Here is a 25,692-nt window from a genome sequence, read left to right on the forward strand (position 1 = left end):
ACCGCCACCGCCACCGCTTAAACCGCGACGCTGCCGACGTAGTTTTCGGCCAGCGCCGTGGCGGCGGCGCGCGAGGTGGTCACGTGTTCGAGCTCGGCCACTTGCAGGCGTTGTTCGAACGGCGAGGTGTCGTCGAGTTTGTGCAGCATCCGGGTCATCCACCACGAGAAATGCTCGGCGCGCCACACGCGCTTCAAGGCGGTTTCGGTGTAGCGGTCCAGTTTGTCGCTCGCGCCTTCTTCGTAGAACGCTTGCAGCGCCGCGGTCAGCACACGGACGTCGGATACCGCCAGGTTCATGCCTTTTGCGCCGGTGGGCGGGACAATATGCGCGGCGTCGCCGGCGAGGAACAGCTTGCCGGCTTGCATCGGCGTGGAAACGAAGCTGCGCATGCCGACAATGTTCTTCTGGAAAATCCGGCCTTCGGTGATCTGCCAGCCGTCGAGCGTGTCTACGCGTGCGTGGAGTTCGGACCAGATGCGGTCGTCGGACCAGGCATCGACCGAGTCCTTCGGGTCGCATTGGAAGTACATGCGCTGCACGTTCGGCGAGCGCGTGCTGATGAGCGCAAAACCGCGATCGTGGCGAGCGTAAATGAGTTCGTGTGCTGAAGGCGGCGCATCGACCAGAATCCCGAACCAGCCGAACGGATAGATGCGCTGATAGTCGTGCCTCACAGCCTGGGGCATCGACCCGCGTGCGACGCCTTGCGACCCGTCGCAACCGATGATGAAGTCGCACTCCAGTTCGTGCTCGAAGCCTTCGTGCTTATACCGGATGCTAGGTCGGGCGGAGCCGGGGGCGTCGTCGAAATTGTGCAGCGACACGTCGGTGACGCCGAATTTCAGTGCGCCGTCGGCCGCTACGCGTGCGGCGACCAGATCCTTGATGACTTCGTGCTGTGCGTAGACGGTGATCGAATGGCCGGTAAGTTCGGTCAGCGCGATGCGCCGGCGTTGTCCTTCGAAGGCGAGTTCGAAACCGTGATGCACCGCGCCTTCGGCCAGCATCCGTGCACCGAGTCCGGCTTCGTTAAGCAGGTCCATGGTGCCTTGTTCGAGAACGCCGGCACGGATGGTGGATTCGATATCGCCGCGGCTGCGTGCCTCGAGCACGACCGATTCGATACCGCGAAGATGGAGCAGATGAGAGAGCAGGAGGCCCGCAGGGCCCGCACCGATAATGCCGACTTGTGTACGCATGAATGTCTCCGGAATGCGTGTTGATTTTGTGGACACAGTCTTGCGCATGGGCTGGGTATCGCGCAACGCGATACCGTGGATACGTCGTATTCTGAATTTGGATAAAGGTACTGGCGTGGCGTTGGAGTTTGGAAGCGTAGTTGCCACGGGCCGTCCTGCTTGGAGCAGACGCGCTGTGCGTGCGAAACTGGCGTTTTCAGGTTACCGGGCACCACGCGCTGCTCAAACGCCCATGCTCATGCCCACGCCTTTCACCATTCGCCGTCTCACTCCCGCCGATGCTTCCGCCTATCGCGACATCAGGCTCGAAGGTCTCGCCCTGCACCCTGACGGCTTCGGTTCGGCGTGGGAAGATGAGGTCGAACAACCGCTTGCATCGTTTGAGCAACGGATCGCAAACGCCGCCGTGTTCGGCGGTTTTCTAAACGATGAAAACGACCTGGCGGGCGTGGCGGGCCTGATCGTGCCGCAAGGCGCGAAACTCCGGCACAAGGGCGTGCTGATGGGGATGTACGTGCGGCCGAGCGCTCGTGGAACGGGCATGGCGGCGGCCATTGTGCAGGCTGTCATAAGCCACGCACGCACCATCGTGGAGGAAATCCAGCTGACGGTCGCACCGCACAACGAAGCAGCGCAGAAGCTGTATCGCGCAGCGGGTTTCGTCGAGTACGCGCGTGAACCGCGTTCGCTGAAAATCGACGGCAAGTATCATGACTCGCTGCTCATGACCTTGCCGTTCGACCCTGCCGCTCAAACTGACTAAGTAGCTAATCCAAGCAGCTAAATTAAGCGACTAACCGCCGCTCGATTCCCGCAGTTGATTTGCCCGGTACTCGCCCTGGCGCGCGAACATCCAGCCCGGATATTCGCTGGCGAGCTGACTGACTTCATCGAGTGCGGCGAGCTCGTCGTCGTTCAGCTTCACTTGCGTCGCGGCGATATTGTCATCGAGTTGCTCGACGCGTTTCGCCCCGATAATCACGCTGGTCACCACCTTCTGATGCAGCAACCACGCGAGCGCGATCTGCGCGACGGTCGCGCCCTTGGCTTCGGCCATCTTCGTCATGGCGTCGATACAGTCATACGCGCGATCCATGTTCACCGGCGGGAACTGGAAGTTCGTGCGGCGGCCTTGCTCGCTCGAACTGCCGTCGCGCTTGTATTTGCCGCTGAGCAAACCGCCCGCGAGCGGACTCCACACCATCAAGCCGACGTTTTCGCTCTTCAGCATTGGCACGATTTCACGTTCGAGATCGCGCCCGGCAATCGTGTAATACGCCTGTAGCGACTCGAAACGCGCGAGGCCGAGGCGCGCCGAAATGCCGAGCGCCTTGGCGATCTGCCACGCCGCCCAGTTCGATACGCCGATATAACGCACATGGCCATGTTGCACGAGCGTGTCGAGCGCCCGCAACGCTTCTTCCATTGGCGTGGCCTGATCGAAACCATGCAACTGATACAGATCGATGTGATCGAGTTGCAGGCGTTTCAAACTCGCCTTCACGCCGTCGATGATGTGATACCGAGACGCCCCGCGCGAATTGATGCCCTTCGTGCCGGTTTCGCCGTGGATCTTGGTCGCGATCACCACGTTTTCGCGTGGTACTTTCAGGTTCTTGAGCGCCTGGCCGGTCATGATCTCCGAGGTGCCGTCGGCGTAGACGTCGGCGGTATCGATGAAGTTGATGCCTGCATCCAGCGCCCGGCCGACGAGCTTGTCCGCGTCCGCCTGTTGCAGCCCGCCAATATTGGTCCAGATGCCGCCTTCGCCGAAGGTCATCGTGCCGAGACAGAGTTCCGAGACGAACAAACCGGTATTGCCGAATTTTCTGTTACGCATGCTGGGTTCCTTAGAATTCGTGCTTCAGTCAGTGGTTTGCCCGATCGAAGCAAACCGCCGCGCGGCGGGACTATCGAACGCCCGTTCGATGTTTCAGCGACACCGCGATCAAGCAGTATCTGCCTGCGCCGCTTCGCCGGGCTAGCCTGATCCTGTCGGATCATTGCCCGATTCTGCAAAGGCCGCGCGCGCCTATGGGCGAAAATACTCGCGCGCGAGTAAGCTAACTGGAATTCGCCGACAGCACGCGCTCACCTGGCTGACGGCAACCCTTCTCCATCCTTGCAAGGCTGCGGCCGGTTCATCGGGCGACAGACACGCAAACTCACTGACTGCGAATCATGGCCCTGAATGAGACGGCGGATTCCGCCATCGATCCTTCGAACCACGCTATCAATGGCGCATCAACGCCGCTCGATCCCGGCCTCGACCATGCCCGGCTCGATCTCGTCGCGTTGCTGGACCGCTTTACCGCCGATACCGCGGGCACGTGCGCGACTGCGGTGCAGGGTTTGTTCCTGCACCGGATCACGCATTGCGGCGGCCCGAGCCACGGCATCCAGACGCCTGCGCTCGGCGTAATCGCGCAAGGCTCGAAGCGGATCATGGTCGGCGACGAGCTGTATGTCTACGATCCCATGCACTATCTCGTTTCGTCAGTGGACTTGCCGGTGATGGGGCAGGTGACTGGCGCGACCGAGGACAAGCCGTATCTCGGCGTGCGCCTCGATCTCGATGTGGAGGAAATCACCAAGTTGATTCGCGACGAAAGCCTGCCGCCATCGACTCCTGCCGATGCGTCACGCGGCCTGTATGTCAACCGGCTGGGCACGTCGCTGCTCGATGCCGTGTTGCGGCTGCTGCGCCTGCTCGATACACCCGAGGACATTCCGATTCTCGCGCCGCTGGTCAAGCGCGAGATCTTGTATCGGCTGCTGATGAACGGTCCGGGCGCGCGCTTGCGTCAGATCGCGCTGCAGGACAGCCAGACGCAGCGCATCGCGAAGGCGATCATGCTGCTGCGCCAGCACTTCGATCAGCCGTTGCGCGTGGAGTCGATCGCACGCGACGTGCATATGAGCGTGTCATCGCTCCATCATCATTTCAAGGCGGTCACGGCGATGAGCCCGCTGCAATACCAGAAGCAGTTGCGGCTTCAGGAAGCGCGCCGGCTGATGCTGATCGACATGACCGATGCAGCGACGGCGGCGCATCGCGTGGGCTATGAGAGCGCGTCGCAATTCAGCCGCGAGTACAGCCGGTTGTTCGGCGCGCCGCCATTACGCGATACCCGCAAATGGCGCGAGTCAGCGAGCGCGTGATGAAGGTTTAAAGCGCAAGGTTTAAAACCAGCAAAAACGAAAAAGCCAGGGACGTCCCTGGCTTTTTCGTTTTTTAACGCCTGCGCGACCGGTCAGGAACGATCAATAGCCCCGGTGCACCGGCCCGTCATAGCGTGGCGCGTGATGGCGTTCCCACTCGCGCCGTTCCCAGTAGCGATGCCCGTCGTAATACCGGTCGCCGTGCCAGCCGCGGCTCTCTGCGTGAACGTAGCCGGGGTGGTAACGGTCGTCGGCGGATGCGGTATTCGTGAAGCCGAGACTCATCGCTGCCGCAGCCGCAAGCGATGCGGCTGCCAACACTTTCCTGACTGTCAACATGATGGTTTCCTTCGCGTTTGTTTTGTCGGTTTGCCGCTTGATCGCTGTGCATCATCGGCTGTCGATCACGGTGTTATTGGCGGGCTTAATAGCGGCCGTAATAGTCGTGATGGTGGTATCCGCCGCCCTCCGGCACGATGATGCAACCACCGAGGGCGCTGCCGAGAAGCACTGCGAGCGTGGCGAGAATCGCTAATCGTTTCATCGGTTTCTCCAAGTGAAATCCGTGAAATCAATGTAGCGATTAGGTAAATGACAAGCCGTTTGCGTTTGTAAGGAAACGTGTGTGCCGAAATATTCGGCAAAGGCGGCGAAGGCTTGTGTGCCGTGCGCTGTTACCGAACGATCTTCGGCCTTACATTTGGCGTGAGCGAGACCCCTACAACGCGGCCATCGCGCACACCGCAGCGGCTGTCCACGCGGGTCCACTGCGACTGGCCGCGAGCTTTGGCGAAGGCGCGCATGATGATCACTTCATCCACTGGAATGGGATTGCCGGCGCTGAAGATGGTGGTGTCGCCATCGACTTTCGCGCTCAGCACACGCCGGTCGGGCACGATGAAGGTGTCGTACTTCGGCGTGAGCGCAACCCAGCGGTCAAACGCGGCGACGCAGCGGATCACCGGGTCCGACACATGCATGCGCTTGAGGTAGGCGTAGTCTTCCTGCGACGGGTCCGGGGTTTCCTGCGCGTGGCCTAACTGATAAAACGATGCGACAAGCAGTAGAGCAAGTAGTGCGGCAGGGGTCGAATTGAGTTTTTCATGCAGACGATTTTCAATTCACGGGAGGAGGTGGCCTGCGAGCGGAGCCGCAGACGGGAGAAAGTATACCGTGGGACCACGTGAAACCCTCATCCCCTCATAATATCGGTCATCGCTACTTTGCCGGATCGTTCCCGAATGACTGAACTCAAGCTGAATTCGAACCCGTCGCCACGTTTGACGAGCCTGTCTCACGGCGGCGGCTGTGGCTGCAAGATCGCCCCGGGCATCCTCGCGGATTTGCTGAAGCGCAATGTTCCCTTACCCCTGTTCCCCGATCTGCTGGTCGGCAACGACACCGCCGACGACGCGGCGGTGTATCGCCTGAACGACGAGCAGGCGATTGTCGCGACCACGGACTTCTTCATGCCGATCGTCGACGACCCGTTCGACTTCGGCCGCATCGCCGCGGCCAACGCGCTGTCCGATGTCTACGCGATGGGCGGCAAGCCGATCCTCGCGCTCGCGCTGGTCGGCATGCCGATCAACGTGCTGCCGCACGAGGTGATCGCGGCCGTGCTGAAGGGCGGCGAGTCGATCTGCGCCGAGGCGGGCATCCCGGTTGCGGGCGGCCACTCCATCGATTCGGTTGAGCCTATCTACGGCCTCGCGGCGCTTGGCATCGTGCATCCGCTACGCGTGAAACGTAATGCAGCCGCGCGTCCGGGCGATGTGCTGATCCTCGGCAAGCCGCTGGGCGTGGGTGTGTTGTCGGCGGCGCTAAAGAAGGATCAACTCGATGCCACCGGCTACGCCGCGATGATCGCTGCCACCACGAAGCTCAACCGGCCCGGCACGGACCTCGCCGCGCTCGACGCCGTGCACGCCCTCACCGACGTGACCGGTTTCGGCCTGCTCGGCCATACCCTTGAACTCAGCCGCGGTGCCAAACTGACCGCACGCCTTCGATACGCCGACTTGCCGTGGCTGCCCGGCGTCCAGGACTTTGCCAAGGCGGGCGTGTTCACAGGCGCCTCTGGTCGCAACTGGACGGCATACGGGCACGACATCGTGCTGGCCTCGTCGTTGCACGACGTGGCACGAACGCTGCTCACCGACCCCCAGACTTCGGGCGGCCTGCTGGTCTCCTGCGCGCCCGAAGCGGTGGATGAAGTGCTCGCCATCTTCCGCGCGGACGGTTTTGACGACGCCGCTGTGATCGGTGAAATGATCGATGGCGCGAGCCGCGTCGAAGTCGTTTAGCGCGTCCCTGATTCATTCCCGCCAGGAGCACGATGAAAGAAGAATCGCCGAAGGCCATTTTCTACGCGCTTGCAGCCAATTTCGGCATCGCCGTCTGCAAGTTTGGAGCGGCCGCGTTTACGGGTTCCGGCTCCATGTTCGCCGAAGCGATCCACTCCACCGCCGACTGCGGCAATCAACTCTTGCTGCTGTTCGGTCTCAAGCGTTCACAGGCTCCCGCCGACGTTTTGCATCCGCTCGGCTCGGGCCGGGAGATCTACTTCTATTCCATGCTCGTCGCGTTGCTGCTGTTCTTTGTCGGCGGCGCGTTTTCGGTCTATGAAGGCGTGCATCGGCTCGCCCGGCATGAGGAGGTCAGCAATCCGGTCGTCGCGCTGGTGGTGCTCGGGGTGTCGGTTGTGCTCGAAGCGTTTTCCTTGGCCGGTGCGTTGCGTGAGATTCGCAAGTCATCGGGGAATAAGTCGCTGTGGCGCTGGTTTCGTGAGACACGGGAATCCGAACTGATCGTGGTCACAGGCGAAGATGTCGCTGCGCTGGCTGGTCTCGCTATCGCGTTCTGCGCTGTGCTCATGACCATGATCACCGGCAATCCCGTCTACGATGCAGCGGGTTCGATCGGCGTCGGTGTGCTGCTGATGGTGATCGCGTACATCGTCGCACGCGAAGTGAAGTCGATGATCGTCGGGGAATCGGCGAGTCCGGAAGTGCGCCGAGCTATCGACGCTCACTTGCGCGCACGCCCGGAAATTGTTCGCGTGATCAACCTGATTACGTTGCAGTGGGGCAAGCAGATCGTCGTGGCTGTGCAGGCCGAAATGGTGGAATACGACAGCGGCCGCGCGATGGTCGATGCAATCAACGTGATCGAAGCCGATCTGCAGCGTGCGTTTCCCGAAGCGCGCTGGGTATTCTTCGAGCCGGATATTCCCCGCGCGGCCGAGACGGGCGCTTAACCAAGCGCTTAACCACGAATACGCGTTCCACTAAACTGCACGACATCGCGTTGATTCGATTCCGGTGTCGTAATTTGGATGTGCATGCCCATGTCCGGTTGTTTTTGATCAGACGTTTGATGCATCAACCATTCCAGCTTGTTCAGCTTGAGAGTGATCACCGCTGGTTCATCGCGCTGTGGCCCCAAGCGCGTCCGTTGCGGAATCCCTAACCGAGTTCCTCATCTCCGCCCATGCGCAAAATTGTTCTCGTCCTCTTTCTTTTTGTCCTGAGCGTCCTGAGCAGCACGCTTCCGTCTGCCACGAACGCCGCCTCCGGCGCAGCCAGTCCGGTCACTAATCCATCATCCGTCACGCTTACCCCTGAACAGGCACGTGCCGCGCTGGCCGTCCTCAACGATCCCGCGCGCCGCAGTCAGATTGAGGACACGCTGCGCGCCGTCGCGGCCGCTGGAGCACTCGCTGCGCCCGTGCAGGCGGCATCGGGCAGCTCGGCATTGACCGCCTCGGCCGCGAGCGGCGCATCGGGTGCGGCGAGCGTGCTGGCGAAGTCGCTGACGAGCAACGGCCTCGCGTCGCAGATCTCGCATGAGGCGAGTTACTGGCTCGTGCAGATGAGCGGCGGCTTGCGCCGTTCCGTCGCCGCGCTGCTCGATTACGGCTCGGTCGTGCAGTGGTGGCGCCAGCGCACCGTAACCGCCAGCGGTCGCGAGCTGATCGGTCAGATGATCTGGTCGATTGCGATCTCGTTGTTGCCCGCGCTGGTGCTCGAATACCTGACGGCGCGATGGGCGCGCCGGCCGCGCGCGCGGATCGCGGCGCGCGGGATCGTGGATATCGACGCGACCCAGCCTGAACTCGCGAAGAACGAAGAGGCGGCGGCGCACGCCGAGGCCGTGGCCGAGCGTTCGGGCAACGAGGCGGCCATCGATGTCGCTGAACGCAAGACCGAAACCGCGCGTGGCGTGCACCATGCAGCGCGTCACTGGACCTTGCTGCAGCGGCTGCCAAGCGCCGTCTTGCACGGCTTGTTCGCCTTGCTGCCGCTGGTCGTGTTCATGATCGTGACAGCGGTGCTGATGTCCATTTTCGTCGACGAGAACACGCCGCAGGGCCGTTCCGTCGGTGCGCTGATCGACGTGTACCTGGTGTGCCGCGGCATTGTGATCGCGAGCGGATTTTTTCTCGCGCCTCGTGCTCCGGGGCTGCGCCTGCTTCAGATGCACGACGATGCCGCCCGCTTCGCGCACGGCTGGCTGGTGCGCATCGTGTGCGTGGCGGGGGCGGGCGCGGCGCTCGCTGAAGCCGCAGCGCCGCTGGGTCTGACCGACACCGCCCACGATTCGCTCCTGAAGGCCATCGCGCTGGTCGTGCATGTGCTGATCGCGATCGTGATCCTCAAATGCCGCGTGCCGGTCGCGGCCTGGATTCGCGAGAACATGCAGGGGCGCCGCCCGTTCGTGCTGCTGGGCAACTGGATCGCCGATGTCTGGGCCGGGCTTTCGGTGTTTCTTATTCTGGCGCTGTGGTTCGTCTGGGCGCTCGATGTACGCAACGGTTATCGCACGCTGTTCCATCTGTTCAGCGTCACCGTGCTTGTGCTGGTGGCCGCGCGCGTGGTGGCTATCGTCGCGTTCGGTGCGCTCGGCCGGCTCTTTCATACGGCGGGCGGAAAGGGCGATCTGTCGGACAAGTCGATCGTGCATCGGCATGCCTACCGCTATTACCCGCTGCTGCGGCGCGTGATCCGTACGGCGATCATCGTGGTCACGTTGCTCGCGCTGTTGCAACTCTGGGGGCTTCACGTCTTCACGCTGTTCTCGTCGGGCGGCGTTGGGCATCGGCTTGCGTCCGCGCTTGTCACCATCGGGGTCGCCGCTGCGTTCGCCGTGATCGTATGGGAAGGCGCAAACGTGATGGTCGAGCAGCGGCTGGAAAGGTGGACGTCGAGCGGCGACCTCTTGCGTGCCGCGCGCCTTCGAACCCTGCTGCCGATGATGCGCAGCGCGCTGTTTATCGTGATCGCGATGGTCGTCGTGTTGACGGGGTTGAGCGAGATCGGCGTGAACACCGGGCCGCTGCTGGCGAGCGCGAGTATCTTCGGCGTGGCGCTGGGTTTCGGTTCCCAAAAGCTCGTGCAGGACCTGATCACCGGCATCTTCCTGCTGATGGAGAACGCGATGCAAGTCGGCGACTCCGTCACGCTCGCGGGGGTGTCGGGAACGGTGGAGTATCTGTCGATCCGTACGGTGCGTTTGCGAGGCAGCGACGGTTCGCTGTTCACGGTGCCGTTCAGTTCGGTATCGACGGTGAATAACACGAATCGCGGCCTTGGCAATGCCGCGGTGCGCGTGAGCATTGCGCTCGGGCAGGACGTGAATCTGGCGGCGGATACGCTCAAGGAGATCGGGGCATCGTTGCGTGAAGACGATGCATTCAAGGACGGCATTCTCTCGGACTTCGCCCTGTGGGGCGTGGACGCGATGGATGGTTCGACGGTCACGCTCGCCGGTCAGATGCAGTGCCGCGATACCGCGCGCTGGGGCGTTCAGCGCGAGTTCAACCGGCGTGTTGTCGATCGCTTCACTGAACGCGGCATCGAGATCGCCAATCCGCAGCGCAGTTTCCTGATCGTGAAAGGCGGCGAGGGCGAGTTGGCTGTAGCGATAAAGACGGATCAGCGCGACGGTGGTTCACACACGAGCGAGCCGGATCAACGCGGCGAGCGCACCATTACCGGCGAGCCTTCGAACTTGCCGCCCGAGCGCTCGAAACCCAGCCGCACGTAAAACGCTTCGAGCGCCGTGCTGTCGGGTGCGGTGTCATCGATGGAAGGCACAGCCATGCCTTGCCCTTGTCGCGTGAGCGGCCGTGGCACGAGCGAGAGCATGACACCGTGCAGGTCCGCCAGCGCAACCAGCCGTTCCATTGCCGCCCGCGCATGTCCCCGATGATGCTCGCCCTCGGACCACAAGGCCTCGAGCGCGACGGCGCAGTCGCCGGTCGCCTCGATCCACATCTCGACGTGCTGCCGGTCCTCGACACGGCTGGCGTGAAACGCATCGATCATTCTTGAAGCGGCGGTGGCGGACATGGGCGCCTTGCAGACAAGTGGACGTAACCGGCAAGACAGCAAGATTAGTGCTTGGTGGCTATTACCGGGACATTTTTTGTTCCTTACAAAGACGTCTTTTGCCCCTTTATAATGCGCTCAACGCATGAACGTCCGCCAGCTTGTATCGGCGGGTTGGATCGTGTGTTGAGTCGTGCGTCATGCCGTGTGTTTCACCTCGCGTTCCCCTTCCACTTACGGTGCCGCCAAGATGAAATCAATCGTCCGTTCCTCGCTCGACCTGTTCCTTCGTTCCGCTCGCATCCCTGCCAAAATTCCTACCAGAATTCCCGCACGAATCCCTGCATTGAGCCTGGCCACCGCAGCGGCGACGCTCGCTTTCAGCGCCTGTGCGCCAACGTTTGCGCAGGACTCCGACAGCTTCCGCAGCGGCGATGGCGGAGGCCAGCCCGTCAAGGTCATGATTATTTCCATGTTCGGCCCCGAAGGCCAGGTCTGGCTCGACAAGCTCGGACCGTGGAAGGCCATCCGCGTGACCGGACTTTCGCCGGATTATCCGGTCGTGAACTGCAACCGGCAGGAAATCTGCGTGATGACCACGGGCATGGGGCACTCGAACGCGGCAGCGTCGCTGATGGCCCTCACGTTCTCCGATAAATTCGAGTTGCGCCGCACCTATTTCATGATCGCGGGGATTGCGGGCATCGACCCGATGCAAGGCACGCTCGGATCCGCGGCGTGGGCGAAGTATCTCGTCGATTTCGGCATCCAGTGGGAACTCGATGCTCGCGAAAAACCCGATAGCTGGCCGAGCGGTTTTCTCGGCATCAATACGAAAAGCCCGGACGATAAACCGCCGCTCGACTACAGGACCGAGGTGTTTCAGTTGAACCCGGATCTGGCCGACGCGGCTTATGCGTTGTCGAAGAACGTAGTGCTTTCCGACAGCCCCGAAGCCCAGGCCGCGCGCGCCAAATTCAGCTATGCGCCGGCGAACCAGGCGCCGAAAGTGATCCAGTGCGACACGCTGGCGGGCGATACGTGGTGGTCGGGGAAATACATTGGCGAGCGGGCGCGTGCCTGGACGAAGTTGTTGACCGATGGCAAGGGTGTCTATTGCACGACGCAGCAAGAGGACAACGCGACCTATGAGGCATTGAAACGCGCGGCGAGTGCGCATCGAGTGGACCTGAACCGGGTGGCCGCGGTGCGTGCGGGTTCGGATTTCGATCGGCCTTACGACGGGCAATCCGCCTCCGATAACCTGCTCAACTACGCGGCTCAGGGCGGCTTCACCCCGGCTATCGAAAATTTGTATCGCGCGGGCAATCCGCTGGTGCAGGACATTGCAACGCACTGGAGTGAGTGGCGCGAAGGCGTGCCGCAACGCTAACGATTGCCGTCGTGAATCCGGCCACCGGTCTTCCGCCTTGGCGCGCTCGCAGGGAAGACTGGCGGTACCGATGGATTGCGTGGCCCATTGATTTGCTATTGACCTGATGATTTCGATAGTCTGGTTACAGCCGTTACAACTGGATGCAACATATTCCGATGGAGCTTTATTTGTCTCCGCAGCCGGTCGAATTTCCGTATAAAAATGAAAGCAAAATGACAGTTTTATCCGAGGGTTTTCCATCGCCTCAATACCGTAAAGTTCACTGCGGCGCTGTTACAACTACTCCATCTTCGCAATCCGGCTAATTCGCCGGAGCGTGTCAACCGAGTTTCAGCTCCATCCGTTTTTCCCCTAGCAAATCAACCGTCAAGCGCAGCTTCTACCGATCGGGGTTCTCCGCATCGCTCCAAAAACAACGCCAAAAAGCGGCAACACTTTCCTGTTACAACTTCGGGAAAAAATTACCGTTTCTCTCTGTTGTTTTATGGAAATTTATTATTGAGATGTTCTTGATTTCCCGCTCCGCCGTACTTACAATCCGTTTCACAGTGTTGTTACAAGATGTAACTCACTGAAACAAAGTTTAAACGTAGCCGAACAGAACAAACGTTTGGCTAGGCAAAAAAAGATAGCCGGTAAAAATGCCGGCGTGGTGCTCGGGGTTTATATCGAACGCAGGAACATCATGAACGGTCGCGAAACGCTGGACTCGATTCGAGAAATCAACTTGTCGTACATCATGCTCGCGCAGCGCATGCTGCGAGAGGACCGTGCTATCGGGATGTTTCGACTGGGTTTGTCTAAGGAACTCGCCGACCTTCTGTCCGGGCTGACGCTCGCGCAGGTCGTCAAGCTGGCGGCTTCCGACCAGTTGCTGTGCTTTTTCCGGTTCAACGATCACACCATGCTGGCCGCACTGACGTCGCCCGCGAAGCATGCGGATATCGCGCCGACACATGCAGCCATTTTGCTGGCCGGCCAGCCAGCGGAACAGTTCCTCTAAGCACGAGAGCGCGCCATGCTTAAGAAGAGCCTCACCGAAGATGCACAGGAAGTTTTCCGCGCGATCGCATTGATCGAACTCGGGGCGCGGATGCAGGTGCTCGAAAGTGAACTGACACTGTCGCGTGACCGGATGATCCGGTTGTATCGCGAGGTGAAGGGCGTATCGCCGCCGAAGGGCATGCTGCCGTTCTCGGCTGACTGGTATATGACGTGGCTCGCGAACATCCATGCTTCGCTCTTCTACAACACCTATGTGTTCTTGAAGAAAGAAGCGGCTTGCTCGCACCTCGATGCCCTGACGAAGGGGTATCGGCTGTATCTCGAACATTGCAGGAATAGCGATGTCGAGGCGGTACTTGATTTGACACGGGCCTGGACCCTTGTGCGCTTTTTCGACGCGGGCATGCTGCAGCTCACGAAATGCTGCCGCTGCACTGGAAAGTTCATAGCGCACAAACATGATTTGCAAGAAAACGTGGTGTGCGGGGCCTGCCAGCCGCCGTCACGCGCGGGGAAGACCAAGAAAGCGGCGGCCGCCCGTCAGGCGAGCCAGGAGACCGCGCTGGTGGAGTTGAGTATGGCAATGACTAACGAAGTGCCGGAACCGACGGTACTCGAAAACGCGACGATGTTACAGCCGCGCACAGAAAGCCTGATTGCACAGGCTGCTTAGGGCAGTAGCGGGCCGGTGACCCCGAGGACCATCGATGGATGGTGTGGCCGCAGGACCCGCTGCTGTTTTTTACTTAGAATATTTTGTTTTTTTGGTTTTTTGGGGCTGCCGAGGGTTGGTGGCCCTTTTGCTTTTTTGTTCGCACTGGATTGGTCGGGGCTGGCCGCCGCGCACAGTGGCTAATCGTGATAAAGAAATCAGCCAAAATATAATGACCACAAGCCTGGGTAGCAGCAACCCGGCATCACCCCCGAGTGCGAACGAAAAAACCGGAGATAAATGCATGAATCCTTCGTGGCGCAACATGGATCGCGCGACCCTCGACGCGGCTTATGACAACGGCGATCCGCCGACGGACTTCAAGACGCGCGGCGCCGCATTCTACGCAGCGCATCACGGCGAACTCGATGTGAGATATGGACCCGCCCCGCGCCAGCGCTACGATTTTTTCCCGGCAAACAAGGGCGACCGGACGCACACACCGACCTTTGTCTTCGTCCATGGCGGTTACTGGCAAAGCTGCGATAAAGAACTCTGCGCGTTCGTGGCGGAAGGGCCACTCGGGCTCGGCATGAACGTGGTCATCGCGGAATACACACTGGCGCCGGATGTGTCGATGACACAGATTGTCGGAGAGATTGGACTGCTGCTCGACTTTCTCGCCGAACGCGGCCACTCGACGCTCGTGCTGGGCGGCCATTCCGCCGGCGGTCATCTCACGGCCATGCATCGCGCTCATCCGGCGGTCAGGCACGCGCTGCCCGTCAGCGGTCTCTTCGATCTCGAGCCCATCAGCGCGGGCCGATTGAACACCAAGCTGCGGTTGTCGGAGGAAGAAATCGCGCGCTGCAGTCCAATCCGCCATATCACCCACGGTGCACCGATGGTCGTCAGCGTGGGCGACGCCGAACGGCCCGAACTCATCCGCCATTCGCATGACTACGCACAGGCATGCGTTGACGCCGGCGAGCGCGTGGTCTACGTGCCGTTGCCGGGTGCGGACCATTTTTCCGTGCTCTATGACCTGGCCAAACCCGATGGCTTGCAACTCACAGCGCTCGCACAATTAATGCAGGGCTAATACCAACGAATGCCCGGCGCCCATGTGAACGCGAACACGATGTTCAATGCGCGCCGAGCAATCCGAACACCGCTACGCCAGTCGACGTCCCCACATACACTTTCCCGTTCGCGATCATGGGCGTGATGAACTTGTTGCCCGGACCGAACTGGTCGCGCGAACCCGCCTGATTGCTGTTGTACAACTCCTTCGCGAGGTTGGTCGCATCGTACGCGTGCAGCGCGGCAATATTGCCGTTTTCCGCTGCCCACACAATGCCGTTCGACGTCCCGTTGGCCGAGATGCTCGGTGTCGCGCCGGGCGTGCCGAAAGTGTTCGATGTCTGGTTGACCGGCGCCGTCGACAGGCGCGCCCCGCTGATCGCAAACGCCTTGATCTTGTCGCCCCAGGCGCCGAAGTAGACGGTGTTGTTGAAGTACGCCGGCATGCTGAAGACCGGTCCGCTGATTTGCCCGGCCAGCTCCTGGTAAATGGCGTCCGCCACGGGGTTGTACTTGCCCATCGAATCGCGGTTGACCACGTAGATGATCGAGTCCTTGCCCGCGCCAAGCGCGAGATGATGAACGGTGCCGTTGGCATCGGTGAGATCGGGCAGCACGAGCGCTCCGCCTGAACCCAGGTCCTCGTCGGCATTCGATTCCTGGATCGTATTCGACGCTTCGAAGTAATCGGCTACCGTCAGGCCCGTCGTCGTGCCCAGCTTCAGGAACGCATTGCCGTAATCGCCGGATATCTGCACCCCTGCCGCGTTGACCGTGGCATCGAAGCTGCCGTTTGCATCGAGCAGATAGATCGAGCTGCCGTCCGAGGCCATGCCCGCGCCGCTCATCCAGATCGCTCCGCCGGAACCGTTCGGCGTGAGATTCAGCACGCTGGTTTGTTTGAGTGTGTCGGCGCTGTACGCGATGACCCAGCCCGTGTAAGGCTGGATATCGCAATGCGATGTCCAGCCCGTGTAGATCACGCCGTTCAGCAACAGCAGGGATTGCCGCTCGGCATATTGTTTCGGATCGAAGATAACCCGCCCATTCGAGCTGTTCGCGCCGGTGCCCGGATACGACGCCGTGATCTCCGTAGGACCGCCGAACAATTCCGCACCAGTTGTCACGTCCAGCGCATGAATCCTCTGGTGATATGCGCCCCCCGAGTCCTTTGACATGCCGACTACATATATCGCACCATTCGGGCCGCGCGAACGATCGATAACGGGCGTCGCGGTCACGCCGATGGTCGGAGAAATCTGGAAACAACCGAGGCTGTCGCTGGGCGTTTCGCCCGTAGCGAGCGTGGTCCTTTTCCATAATACCGTGCCCGTATCGGCGTCGAATGCATAAACGCTCGCGTTCTCAGTCGCGACGTAGAGCACGTTGTGCGTGCCGCCCGCAATGGTCATGCTCGCGAGATACAACGGCTCCGCGTCGACCAGGCCGTCCACTGAGTAAAACCCGAGTTTGCCGAACGTCGTGGAGTTCACCGTGGCCGGGGTCAATGCGGTCTCGCTGAGATGCTGGCCAGTGCGCCCGATGTCGTTGTGGTAGGTCGTGACGTCGGCCACATTGATGACCGCTGTGCCCGTGCCCGACGTTGAGCCCGTGCCCGTGCCGGAAGAAGTCGTTGTTCCCGAGGGCGTAGTGGTCGTGCCCGAGGCTGCCGTAGTGCCGGATGCAGGAGTGGATGCACTGGCGGGACTGGCGCCACCGGACGTAGCAGCAGCGTTGGTGGCCGAATCGCCACCGCCGCCGCTGCATCCGGCAAGTACAACCACGAGCAGCACCGCGAAGAGACGATCTGGAGGATACGGGTGTTTCATGTGCATTCCCCTTTCTCAAGCATGTGGGGCCGGCGGTCGGGTACGGGATGGCGAGTCTGTTCCGGTGGAGCAATAAGGATGCCGCAGTATCGGGAGACGCCAACTCTTGGCGTAAAAAGCAGGGAGGGCGTAAATGAAGGTGCTATTCAGGAAATAACGCCCGGTTAAGTTCCTGCTGGAAATGGCTTGCTGAGAAATTTTGATCCGGCGAGCCCGAAGCGCCAGGGCACGTCCATCGCCTTTGAGATGCCGATTCGTGGTCCGCTCATCAGCGCATATTCCTCTTCCGGCCTTTCGATGTAAAACGGCGCTTCAAGCAGCGACATGCCGTTGTTCCCATGCGTGATGCCCAAAGCCTGCGCGACGCGTCCCGGCCCCGAGCACAGCAGCCTTGCTGGTTCGAGGCCGCGTCGTTGACGCATTGCATCAAGACCCGTCAGCGGTTCGATTGCGCGGATCAGCACTCCCGCGCCGTGGCCTTCTTCGCGGCAAACGAAGTTCAGGCACCAGTGGATTCCGTATGAGCGATACACGTACACGTGCGCGGGCGGGCCGAACATGACGGCGTTGCGAGGGGTGGGTCCGGAAAAACTATGCGATGCCGGATCTTCGCGATCATAGGCTTCGGTTTCGACAATCCTGCCGCCGACGCCATCGACGGTGAACATCGCGCCGATCAGGCGACGCGCGACATGTTCGGAAGGCGCGGCGAAATCGATGGGTGCTGCAGTGCGGGATGGATTGAGCGTCATTGAAAGGAGAGTTCGCACTAGGGGGTTGCTCGGCGGGTTCTGGCGGCGGCAAGGTTTTTTCTGTCCGCACCGGAAGTGTAAGACTGGATTTTGCCGCCCCACAGACCGCGCGGGAAGCCCACATTCGCCAGCAATCCCACCCCGCCGCGATCGAACTAAATCGCCCGACGAATTCGCTCCCGCGCCATCCCCTTCGATGCAAACCACCACACCATCGCCGCCGTCAGCGATACGGCGGCGGCCATTGCCATCGCGGTATGCATGCCGCTTTCAAAGCGATGCAAGGACGCGATCATCGTGCCGAAAACCGCGACGCCCAACGCCGCGCCCGTTTGCCGCGCCGAGTTCAGAACACCGGCCGCAATGCCTGCGCGGTTTTTATCGACGGTATCCATCAGCGAGCTTGTCGCCATCGGCGTAATCAGGCCGGCGAAAAATCCGATCGCCGGCATGGGCAGCGCGATGAGCCAGTACGGCGAAGTGTCCGTCGACATCAGCATCGCGAGAAAACCCGTCGTGTAGAAACCCAGCGCAACGCAGATCGGCCAACGCGGACCCCAAACCCTGACAACACGCGCCGCCGACATGCTGCCCGCCGTCACCAGCGCGGTCAGGGGCAAGAAGGCGAGGCCGGTCATCAATGGCGAGTAAGCCCGAACTTGCTGGAAATAAAGGCTGAGCGTGAAGATCAAGCCATAGAAGCTCAGCGCCGACACCATGGAGACGAACGCGGCACCGGAAAAGACCCGGTTCTCGAACAGGGACAGGGGCAGCATGGGTTGCGATCGCTTCGATTCAATCGCGACGAAGCCTCCTCCTGCAAGCACGCTCACAGCGATCCCGCTCAAGATCCACGGCGACCGCCATCCAAACGAATGCCCTTCTATCAGTACCGCGATCAATGTACCGAGTGCAACGATGGCCGTCGCCTGACCGGCGAGATCGAGATGCCGCGTCACCAGCGCTCGTTCATGCCGGGCAACCCGCGACGTCAGCCACAAGCCGATCAACCCGATCGGCAGATTCGCCAGGAAGATGCTGCGCCAGCCGAACACATGGATCAGGAAACCGCCGACCAAGGGACCGCCGGCCATCGCCGCGCCGCCGCAGCCTGCCCATAGGCCGATAGCGCGGCTGCGTTCGCCCGGATCGGTATAAGCGCGGTTGATGAGCATCAGCGAACACGGCACCAGCATCGACGCACCGATCCCCTGCAACACGCGAGCACCGGTCAGCGCAGCCAGATTGGGGGCAAGGCCGCAGAGCGCGGAGGCCAGCGTGAACACAGCGAGGCCGGCGAAATAAACGTTCTTCGCGCCCAGTCGGTCGCCCAGCGCGCCGCCCGTCAACAGCAAGCTCGCGAAGCTCAGCGTGTAGGCGCTGACGACCCACTGAAGGCCTGCCGTATCGGTCGCGAGCGCATCGGCGATGCTGCCCAGCGCGACATTGACGATGGATGTATCGAGGATAACCACGACATAGCTGATGCTGGTCGCGGCGAGGACACGGCGCTGAAGCGTTCGGGTATTGGGCACAGGGGAATGTTTGCAGTGAGGCGGAAAGTTCAGTGTAGGGGCGTCTGCATGCCGCATGCTTCGACGCGTATCGAAGCATGCGGACAGGCGGGCGGACTATCATGGCGAGGTCATGAACGGAGAGTTCGTATGTCGCGTCATCCCGCGGTTTCGTCGGCCGCTTTTCTTATCTCCGATCCCACTCGAGCGACCATGCTCATGGCTTTGGCCGATGGCCGCGCGCAACCCGCCGGCGAGCTTGCCTACGCGGCCGGCGTGACGGCGCAGACAGCCAGTTCGCATCTCGCGAAGCTGCTGGCCGGAGGGCTGTTGTCGGTGGAGACGGAGGGGCGGCATCGGTACTACCGGCTTGCCGGATCGCACGTTGCGCTGGCGCTTGAAAATCTTGCATCGATTGCGCCAGGTGCAGCGGTGCGTCGAATGCCGCGCAGCAGGGAAGCCCAGGAATTGCAGTTCGCGCGATGCTGCTATGACCATCTCGCCGGCAGTCTCGGCGTAGCGGTGACGCAGGCATTGCAGGAACGCACGTTTATTGTTGCCGCAGCGGATAAACAGTTCGAAGTGACGCAGGCCGGCATGGAATGGTTCAGCGCGATGGGCCTGGACGTGGCTGCGTTGAAGCCGACCCGGCGCGGGCTTGCGCGGCAATGCCTCGACTGGACCGAGCGGCGGCATCATCTGGCCGGGCCGCTGGGCATCGAATTGCTGAGCCGGCTTTGCGCGATCGGATGGGTCCGGCGTTCAAAGTCCTCGCGTGCCGTTCAGGTCACGCCGAAGGGATGGGCCGGATTGAAGGAACAGCTTGATGTCGATGAACGGTCGGTGCAAGTCGAAGCGTAGTTGCCGCTTGATCAGGACATTTGGCACGGCCGTTGCTGAGCGAGTTAGTGCAACACCCACGACGTTCTCTCAAAGGAGAGTCATCATGGCTGAGAAGAAAACCATCGAACGCGCGCAGGCGGCCAGGCGCGCAGGGAAGTCGTCCAGCACGCAGGCCGGCGCGTTCGTCAAGGAGCAGATCGATCACATTCGCGAAGGCAAGCACGGCGCGAAGTCCGCCAGGCAGGCGATCGCGATCGGCTTGTCGGAGGCACGCAGGGCGGGTGTTGGCGTGAAGGCGCCGAAGAAGGGCACGGCATCCGCTACCACTCGCAAGAAAGCCGGGAAGGACACTCAGGCGGGCAAGCACAAGACTCAACGCAGCGCGAGCACGGAATCGAAGTTGACGCGCTCCGCCACGTCCACGCGTGTTCTGAAACGCGAGGGCACCAAGGCCGCTTCGCACAAGTCGCTCTCGAAGCAGGCGCATGCAAGTGCAAGCCGGCGTTCCGCGGCTGACCGGTCGGCGTCCGCCAAGAAGGGCTGGCAGACGCGCAGGAAGGCGGCATCCAAGGCGGGAGCGGTGCGGCACGCGCGCTAGATCGCGGTGCGGTTGCTTGCAGCTTCAATGAAAGAAGGCCGTTCCGGATGACTCCAGAACGGCCTTCTTGCTAGTACGCCAATGACTGTACGCTGCGGTCGAAACCGCGTTATTTAACCGTTTCGAGCACTTTGCGCACCGTGCTGAAAATCTGCTCGATCTGGTCGTCTTCAATGATCAGCGGCGGCGAGAACGCAAGAATATCGCTTGTATAGCGCACCAGAACGCCCGCCTCGAAGCACTTCACGAACGCTTCATACGCCCGCGCGCCCGGTGCGCCATCGCGCGATTCCAGCTCGATGCCGGCCACCATGCCGAGATTGCGCACGTCCTTCACGTAAGGCGCGTCGCGCAACGCGTGGGCAGCAGCTTCGAACTTCGATGCCTTCGACGCTGCCCGTTCAAACAGTTGCTCGCGTGCGTACAGGTCGAGTGTGGCGATGGCAGCAGCGGCCGCCATCGGATGCGCCGAGTACGTGTAGCCGTGGAACAACTCGATGCCGTTCGCCGCACCTGCATTGACGATCGTGTCATGCACGTTGCGATGCGCGGCCACTGCGCCCATCGGAATGGCGGCGTTGTTGATGGCCTTTGCCAGCGTCATCAGGTCCGGCGTCACGCCGAAATATTCGGCTGCCGTCGCTTTGCCCAGCCGCCCGAAGCCTGTAATGACTTCATCGAAGATCAGCAGGATGCCGTGCTTCGTGCAGATCTCGCGCAGCTTTTGCAGATAACCCTGCGGCGGCACGAGCACACCGGTAGATCCCGCCAGCGGTTCAACGATGACGGCCGCGATCGTCGACGAATCGTGCAGTGCGACGATGCGCTCGAGTTCATCGGCGAGATGCGCGCCCCATGCCGGTTGGCCTTTCGTGAACGCGTTGTGTTCAGGTGCGTGCGTGTGCGGCAGATGATCGACGCTTGGCAGCAACGCGCCCGAGAACGTCTTGCGGTTCGGCGCAATGCCGCCGACTGAAATGCCGCCAAAACCCACGCCGTGATAGCCGCGTTCGCGCCCGATCAGCCGCGTGCGCTGGCCTTCGCCGCGTGCCCGATGGTAGGCCAGGGCGATTTTCAGCGCGGTGTCGACGGATTCGGATCCCGAGTTGGTGAAGAAGATGCGATCGAGCCCGTCCGGCATGATCGCAGCCACCTTCGACGCCGCTTCGAACGCGAGCGGGTGGCCCATCTGGAAGGTCGGCGCGAAGTCTAGCGTGGCGGCTTGCTGCTGGATCGCGGCGACGATTTCATCGCGGCAATGGCCAGCGTTCACGCACCAGAGGCCGGCGCAGGCGTCCAGAATCTCGCGGCCATCGGTCGCGCGGTAATACATGCCCTTGGCGCCCTCGATCAGGCGCGGTGCAGCTTTGAACTGCCGGTTGGCGGTGAAGGGCATCCAGAACGACGAGAGGTCGTCGATGACGGGGCGCGAAGTCATGGGGAAATCTCCTGTTAGAACACGCAATGTAGCCCTCGATAAAAACCCGCGGCATAGACAGTTGTCCTGTCACGCAGAGAACCGTGCTGGCAAAATGGTGCAAACTGTATTGGTCTTATGCTTGGCCAGCTAACCCGATGATCCTCCTTCCGACGACTCATGATCGAACTTCAACTGGACCGTGACCGCGCGCAAGCCACGCTCGTCGAACAACTCGTGCGGGCGTTTTCGGGCGCCATCGAGCAGCAGGCGCTGCGTGCGGGCGCGTTGCTGCCCTCGGTGCGCCAGCTCGCGCAGGCCGAGCGGCTAAGCACCTTCACGGTAACGGAAGCATATGGACGTCTTGTGTCCATGGGGCTCGTGGTCGCGCGGCGCGGCTCGGGGTATCGCGTGGCGGCGCGGGCCCAGGCAGCCCACAAGCGCGCCGTGGCGTGGCAACCGCCGAGCCTCACCGCGACCTGGCTCCTGTCCGACGTATTCGCCGATCATTCCGTGCCGATCAAGGCCGGCTGCGGCTGGCTGCCCAACGAATGGGTCAACGAAGGCGGCCTGCATCATGCGTTGCGCGCGATCAGCCGCGTGCCGGCTGCACGCATGGCCGACTACGGGCACCCGTACGGTTTTGCGCCGTTGCGCGAGCGGATTGCCGAGCAACTGGATCGCCACGGACTGCCCGCTGATCCCGCCACGAACGTGTTGCTGACCGCCGGGGCCACGCAGGCGCTCGACCTGATCGTGCGCACGCTGCTGCGTCCCGGCGATACGGTCATTGTCGAAGATCCGGGTTATTGCAACTTGCTGCAGATCCTTCAACTCGGCGGCCTGATCGTGCTGGGCGTGCCGCGCACGCCCGCGGGTATCGACAACGACGTGCTTGAGCGGCTGGTGATCGAACACAAGCCCAAGGCCATCTTCCTCAACACGACGCTGCAAAACCCGACCGGTGCGACCTTCGGCATGGCGGCGGCGTTTCGCCTGCTGCAGATTGCCGAACGCCACGGCTTGTGGGTCGTGGAGGACGATGTGAGCCGCGAACTCGCGCCCGCCGGCGCGCCGCTGCTGGCGGCGATGGAAGGACTGAACCGCGTGCTGTATGTCGGCGGTTTTTCGAAGACGATCACGCCAGGGTTGCGCAGCGGTTACGTGGTCGCCGAGCGTGACGTGCTGCGCGAACTGGCGCGTACGAAGATGGCGGTGGGCCTGACTTCATCGGCGGCGACGGAACGCATTGTTGAAAAGGTGCTGACCGAAGGGCGGTATGCGCGCCACGTGGAAGCCGTGACCGAGAAGCTGAGAGACGCGCATGTGCAAGTGGAAGACCGCATGAATGCGCTCGGGCTGGAGGTGTTTCATCGGCCGCGCGCGGGGTTGTTTCTATGGGCGCGGCTGCCGGTCGAACCGGAGCAGGCGAACGAACTGGCGACGCAGGCGCTGGAGGACGGCATCTGGCTTGCGCCCGGTTCGTATTTCCGCCCCGCAGACGCGGCGAGCGACTGGTTTCGCTTCAACGTGCCGTATTCCACCGACGACGCGTTGTGGGGGTTTGTCGAAAAGTGGATGGGACGCTAACCAAGCACTCTGGGAGCAATCGTGTGGTTGGCTTCAGCTCCGAAGAACAAACATAAAAAAGCGCGAGCATGCTCGCGCTTTTTTTATCCGATCCAGTGGTGCCCGCGGGTCGTCTCAATCCCCGGACGCGTGCTTCATCGCCGGAATACGCCGAGCAGCAACGTTGCCAGGAAGATCACGATGAAGATGAAGAACAGGATCTTCGCGATTTCGGTTGCACCGCTCGCGATACCGCCGAAACCAAAAAACGCCGCGATGATCGCGATGATGAAAAAGATGACAGCGTATCGAAGCATGAAGCCCTCCAAAGGGGTCGATTATCGGTTTGGTTTGCGTGCTGGCTTGACGCCCCGCCGCCTTGTCTGCCTGACTGTGCCGCTATGCCAAACGTCTTCTACGGCGACCGAACTTAGAGCAACCGCCGTGCCCAAGGCGCTCGATATCCGTAAATAGGGCTCAAAACATCCACCTGCAAAAAAGCCGCACTGCGTTGCGCGAGTGCGGCCTTGAATGACGCGCCCGGAGGCGCGGGAAAAAGGGAGAAAAATGTTATCGGCGGGGCTTGCCGGTGTCGGGTTCGTCGTCGAGGTCGTCTTCGTCGGCGTGATTTAGCGCGTCCGGCAGGTTGTTCTCGAGTTCATCGCGTTCGATTTGATCCGCGAGATCAAGGGACTTGCGTGTTGCGGGACCGGACGGCCGGTTTGCTCCAGACATGGCGTACTCCTTGGGAGATTTCAAAGCCGCGCCAACATGGCGCGAGTTGATCGGGCAGCAAGCTCCATACATGCCTGTCGATCCCCCGGATAACGGAGTGTGCGCATTTCTTGCCGCTTTTTACGGCCAAAGTTGCAATCAGGCTGCATATTTTGCGCGACGGCAGGCAAGAACCAGTATGCGCCGCCTACAAAAAAATAGGCTGGATCTGAATGCGCGGATTGTTAAATCACACCGCCCGCAATGCAACGCTCGCGGCACTGATTATGCAATTACGCCAGTACGTGCGCTGGTACGTCGCTGGTACGTCCGCAGGTATCTCCATCACGCGATTGCGCGCTCTACGATCGGATACAAAGACAGCACCAGCAGCGTGGCCATTGTCCAGTTGAAAACACGCAGCCAGCGCGGTTGCGTGAGCAAGCGGCGCATCGATGTGCCGAACGCGGCCCAGATCGTAATGCACGGCAATCCGATCACGATGAACACCATCGCCATCAAGACAGCGTTCAGCGAAAAACTCGAATGCAGATGGATGGTAGTAGCGGCTGTGAGCACCATCATCCATGCCTTCGGATTGATCCACTGAAACGCGGCAGCTTCAATGAAACGCATGGGCCTGCGTTCGCCGTCACGAACCTGCATGGTCGACGATGTCGCGATCTTCCACGCGAGATACAACAAGTAGGCAACGCTGGCGGTTTCAAGCACCGTGTAAGCCCACGTGAAACGCGCAAACGCCTGCGCCACGCCGAGACCGACGAGCACCATCAGGATCGCCACGCCCACGCTAATGCCGAGTATGTGCGGCACCGTGCGGCGCAAGCCGAAGTTCACACCCGATGCAAGCAGCATGGTGTTGTTCGGACCGGGCGTGATCGTGGTGACGAGTGCGAACAGCACCGCGGCCGGGAGTGCGGTCAGTAAGGCGGCAGTGTCGAGATGCATGGTGTTTCCCAAGAGCCAAGAACAAGAACGGACCGATAGATTCGGTAGCGTCAGTGTATGAGATGCTATCTGTACAGTACCGGTACAGATAGGCGGATCATTTCCTGTACGGTGGGGGCGGGTTTTGCGCAGCGTGGTCGGGTTCGACGTTTGCAAAAGTCGTTTTGTGGACCCTGGCTTTATCGGCACGATTCATCCAGCATCTCGTTCCGTTCGCGTGCGGTGAATCCGTTCAAATCTGAAGCGTTTTTTCAACCGGACCGTAATTGCGACAGCGTTCGGCATGCTGATCGTTTTAGTCTGCTGATCGATAGCGCTCGTTATTTTCGTATGGTGCGTGAAGCGATCACGCGAGCGCCACGAACGGTGTTTATCCTCGGCCGGGATATCGACAGCCGCGTGAAACTCATGCGCCGAAGGCGATGGCGATGGCCGTGCGGACGCGTACGGCTGCATCGATTGCTCAAGGATGCCGATACGCACGGCAAAGCATGAACGCAGCGATCGATGCGTTGCCGCTCGCGATCGCGTTGGCTTACGTGCTGGCTGCAGTGATATCCGTACTCATCACGCTATTGATCGCGACATACAACGTACATGGCTCGGTCGATCTCGACGGCAAGCTCGCATCTGGGGTTGGGACTAGGTGAAAGAC

General features: G+C 61.2%; 25 protein-coding genes and 1 pseudogene. 14 read left to right on the forward strand and 12 right to left on the reverse strand.

The annotated features are described in order from the left end of the window. Nucleotides 1-17 precede the first annotated feature (17 nt). Nucleotides 18-1,202: a 4-hydroxybenzoate 3-monooxygenase gene (locus M0D69_RS06760; protein ID WP_301781286.1), complete on the reverse strand. Its 1,185-nt coding sequence runs from the start codon at nucleotides 1,200-1,202 to the stop codon at nucleotides 18-20. Between the two features lie 238 nt (nucleotides 1,203-1,440). On the opposite strand from M0D69_RS06760, the gene M0D69_RS06765 reads away from it, so the two are divergent. Next, complete coding sequence (locus M0D69_RS06765; protein WP_301781287.1) at nucleotides 1,441-1,965, forward strand: GNAT family N-acetyltransferase; 525 nt, start codon at nucleotides 1,441-1,443, stop codon at nucleotides 1,963-1,965. A 30-nt stretch (nucleotides 1,966-1,995) separates the two neighbouring features. On the opposite strand, the gene M0D69_RS06770 is transcribed toward M0D69_RS06765, so the two are convergent. After that, the gene (locus M0D69_RS06770; protein ID WP_301781288.1) at nucleotides 1,996-3,042 is read right to left on the reverse strand and encodes an aldo/keto reductase; all 1,047 of its coding nucleotides are present in this window, start codon (nucleotides 3,040-3,042) and stop codon (nucleotides 1,996-1,998) included. A 341-nt stretch (nucleotides 3,043-3,383) separates the two neighbouring features. On the opposite strand from M0D69_RS06770, the gene M0D69_RS06775 reads away from it, so the two are divergent. Then, nucleotides 3,384-4,364, forward strand: coding sequence for an AraC family transcriptional regulator (locus tag M0D69_RS06775; RefSeq protein WP_301781289.1), 981 nt, complete (start codon nucleotides 3,384-3,386; stop codon nucleotides 4,362-4,364). Between the two features lie 102 nt (nucleotides 4,365-4,466). Here the strand turns inward: M0D69_RS06775 and M0D69_RS06780 are convergent, their stop codons facing one another. Both M0D69_RS06780 and M0D69_RS06785 read right to left on the reverse strand, forming a co-directional pair. Beyond that, nucleotides 4,467-4,703, reverse strand: coding sequence for a hypothetical protein (locus M0D69_RS06780; protein ID WP_301781365.1), 237 nt, complete (start codon nucleotides 4,701-4,703; stop codon nucleotides 4,467-4,469). A gap of 335 nt (nucleotides 4,704-5,038) precedes the next feature. Then, nucleotides 5,039-5,344 carry a hypothetical protein gene (locus tag M0D69_RS06785; protein ID WP_301781290.1) on the reverse strand — a complete coding sequence of 102 codons (306 nt, stop codon included), beginning with the start codon at nucleotides 5,342-5,344 and terminating at the stop codon, nucleotides 5,039-5,041. Nucleotides 5,345-5,605: 261 nt separating this feature from the next. Between M0D69_RS06785 and selD the strand changes: the two genes are divergently transcribed. The 3 genes from selD to M0D69_RS06800 all read left to right on the forward strand — a co-directional run bounded on the left by selD (nucleotide 5,606) and on the right by M0D69_RS06800 (nucleotide 10,412). Further along, a complete protein-coding gene (gene selD, locus M0D69_RS06790; RefSeq protein WP_301781291.1) occupies nucleotides 5,606-6,670 on the forward strand; it encodes a selenide, water dikinase SelD in 1,065 nt (354 codons plus the stop codon). Between the two features lie 32 nt (nucleotides 6,671-6,702). Further along, the gene (locus M0D69_RS06795) at nucleotides 6,703-7,623 is read left to right on the forward strand and encodes a cation diffusion facilitator family transporter (RefSeq protein WP_301781292.1); all 921 of its coding nucleotides are present in this window, start codon (nucleotides 6,703-6,705) and stop codon (nucleotides 7,621-7,623) included. A 233-nt stretch (nucleotides 7,624-7,856) separates the two neighbouring features. Then, on the forward strand, nucleotides 7,857-10,412 hold the full coding sequence (locus tag M0D69_RS06800; RefSeq protein WP_301781293.1) for a mechanosensitive ion channel family protein: 2,556 nt from the start codon (nucleotides 7,857-7,859) through the stop codon (nucleotides 10,410-10,412). Here the strand turns inward: M0D69_RS06800 and M0D69_RS06805 are convergent. Next, nucleotides 10,337-10,717: a hypothetical protein gene (locus tag M0D69_RS06805; protein WP_301781294.1), complete on the reverse strand. Its 381-nt coding sequence runs from the start codon at nucleotides 10,715-10,717 to the stop codon at nucleotides 10,337-10,339. The two genes, M0D69_RS06800 and M0D69_RS06805, sit on opposite strands and share 76 nt — an antisense overlap. A 325-nt stretch (nucleotides 10,718-11,042) precedes the next feature. Between M0D69_RS06805 and M0D69_RS06810 the strand changes: the two genes are divergently transcribed. From M0D69_RS06810 to M0D69_RS06825, 4 genes are all read left to right on the forward strand, one after another. Beyond that, nucleotides 11,043-12,089: a purine nucleoside permease gene (locus M0D69_RS06810; RefSeq protein ID WP_301781295.1), complete on the forward strand. Its 1,047-nt coding sequence runs from the start codon at nucleotides 11,043-11,045 to the stop codon at nucleotides 12,087-12,089. 688 nt (nucleotides 12,090-12,777) lie between these two features. Next, nucleotides 12,778-13,095 carry a flagellar transcriptional regulator FlhD gene (flhD, locus tag M0D69_RS06815; protein WP_047845882.1) on the forward strand — a complete coding sequence of 106 codons (318 nt, stop codon included), beginning with the start codon at nucleotides 12,778-12,780 and terminating at the stop codon, nucleotides 13,093-13,095. A 15-nt stretch (nucleotides 13,096-13,110) separates the two neighbouring features. After that, on the forward strand, nucleotides 13,111-13,770 hold the full coding sequence (gene flhC, locus M0D69_RS06820) for a flagellar transcriptional regulator FlhC (RefSeq protein WP_301781296.1): 660 nt from the start codon (nucleotides 13,111-13,113) through the stop codon (nucleotides 13,768-13,770). A gap of 283 nt (nucleotides 13,771-14,053) precedes the next feature. Then, the gene (locus tag M0D69_RS06825; RefSeq protein ID WP_301781297.1) at nucleotides 14,054-14,851 is read left to right on the forward strand and encodes an alpha/beta hydrolase; all 798 of its coding nucleotides are present in this window, start codon (nucleotides 14,054-14,056) and stop codon (nucleotides 14,849-14,851) included. Nucleotides 14,852-14,894: 43 nt separating this feature from the next. Here M0D69_RS06825 and M0D69_RS06830 read toward each other — a convergent pair whose 3' ends face one another. The 3 genes from M0D69_RS06830 to M0D69_RS06840 all read right to left on the reverse strand — a co-directional run bounded on the left by M0D69_RS06830 (nucleotide 14,895) and on the right by M0D69_RS06840 (nucleotide 18,948). Continuing rightward, entirely contained in the window at nucleotides 14,895-16,661 is a 1,767-nt protein-coding gene (locus M0D69_RS06830) for a PQQ-binding-like beta-propeller repeat protein (protein ID WP_301781298.1), read from the reverse strand. Between the two features lie 164 nt (nucleotides 16,662-16,825). Then, complete coding sequence (locus M0D69_RS06835) at nucleotides 16,826-17,413, reverse strand: DNA-3-methyladenine glycosylase (RefSeq protein WP_301781299.1); 588 nt, start codon at nucleotides 17,411-17,413, stop codon at nucleotides 16,826-16,828. Nucleotides 17,414-17,568: 155 nt separating this feature from the next. Continuing rightward, the gene (locus M0D69_RS06840) at nucleotides 17,569-18,948 is read right to left on the reverse strand and encodes an MFS transporter (RefSeq protein ID WP_301781300.1); all 1,380 of its coding nucleotides are present in this window, start codon (nucleotides 18,946-18,948) and stop codon (nucleotides 17,569-17,571) included. 129 nt (nucleotides 18,949-19,077) lie between these two features. On the opposite strand from M0D69_RS06840, the gene M0D69_RS06845 reads away from it, so the two are divergent. Together M0D69_RS06845 and M0D69_RS06850 are read left to right on the forward strand one after the other, a co-directional pair. Further along, nucleotides 19,078-19,788, forward strand: a complete 711-nt coding sequence (locus M0D69_RS06845; protein ID WP_301781301.1) for a helix-turn-helix transcriptional regulator — start codon at nucleotides 19,078-19,080, stop codon at nucleotides 19,786-19,788. Between the two features lie 85 nt (nucleotides 19,789-19,873). Beyond that, nucleotides 19,874-20,368, forward strand: a complete 495-nt coding sequence (locus tag M0D69_RS06850) for a DNA-binding protein (protein WP_301781302.1) — start codon at nucleotides 19,874-19,876, stop codon at nucleotides 20,366-20,368. Nucleotides 20,369-20,477: 109 nt separating this feature from the next. Here the strand turns inward: M0D69_RS06850 and M0D69_RS06855 are convergent, their stop codons facing one another. Continuing rightward, nucleotides 20,478-21,806 carry an aspartate aminotransferase family protein gene (locus M0D69_RS06855; RefSeq protein ID WP_301781303.1) on the reverse strand — a complete coding sequence of 443 codons (1,329 nt, stop codon included), beginning with the start codon at nucleotides 21,804-21,806 and terminating at the stop codon, nucleotides 20,478-20,480. 159 nt (nucleotides 21,807-21,965) lie between these two features. Between M0D69_RS06855 and M0D69_RS06860 the strand changes: the two genes are divergently transcribed. Next, nucleotides 21,966-23,375: a PLP-dependent aminotransferase family protein gene (locus M0D69_RS06860; RefSeq protein WP_301781304.1), complete on the forward strand. Its 1,410-nt coding sequence runs from the start codon at nucleotides 21,966-21,968 to the stop codon at nucleotides 23,373-23,375. Nucleotides 23,376-23,509: 134 nt separating this feature from the next. Here M0D69_RS06860 and M0D69_RS06865 read toward each other — a convergent pair whose 3' ends face one another. The 3 genes from M0D69_RS06865 to M0D69_RS06875 form a co-directional block, all read right to left on the reverse strand. After that, entirely contained in the window at nucleotides 23,510-23,671 is a 162-nt protein-coding gene (locus tag M0D69_RS06865; protein ID WP_031363615.1) for a DUF1328 family protein, read from the reverse strand. Between the two features lie 253 nt (nucleotides 23,672-23,924). Next, complete coding sequence (locus tag M0D69_RS06870; RefSeq protein WP_160312493.1) at nucleotides 23,925-24,089, reverse strand: hypothetical protein; 165 nt, start codon at nucleotides 24,087-24,089, stop codon at nucleotides 23,925-23,927. 324 nt (nucleotides 24,090-24,413) lie between these two features. After that, a complete protein-coding gene (locus tag M0D69_RS06875; protein ID WP_122180202.1) occupies nucleotides 24,414-25,037 on the reverse strand; it encodes a LysE family translocator in 624 nt (207 codons plus the stop codon). A gap of 201 nt (nucleotides 25,038-25,238) precedes the next feature. Here M0D69_RS06875 and M0D69_RS06880 point away from each other — a divergent pair. Further along, nucleotides 25,239-25,445, forward strand: a pseudogene (locus M0D69_RS06880) (hypothetical protein); the annotation flags it as partial. Nucleotides 25,446-25,465: 20 nt separating this feature from the next. Continuing rightward, nucleotides 25,466-25,687: a hypothetical protein gene (locus M0D69_RS06885; protein ID WP_301781366.1), complete on the forward strand. Its 222-nt coding sequence runs from the start codon at nucleotides 25,466-25,468 to the stop codon at nucleotides 25,685-25,687. Nucleotides 25,688-25,692: the final 5 nt, after the last annotated feature.

Source organism: Caballeronia sp. SEWSISQ10-4 2, assembly GCF_030464885.1.
Taxonomy (GTDB): domain Bacteria; phylum Pseudomonadota; class Gammaproteobacteria; order Burkholderiales; family Burkholderiaceae; genus Caballeronia.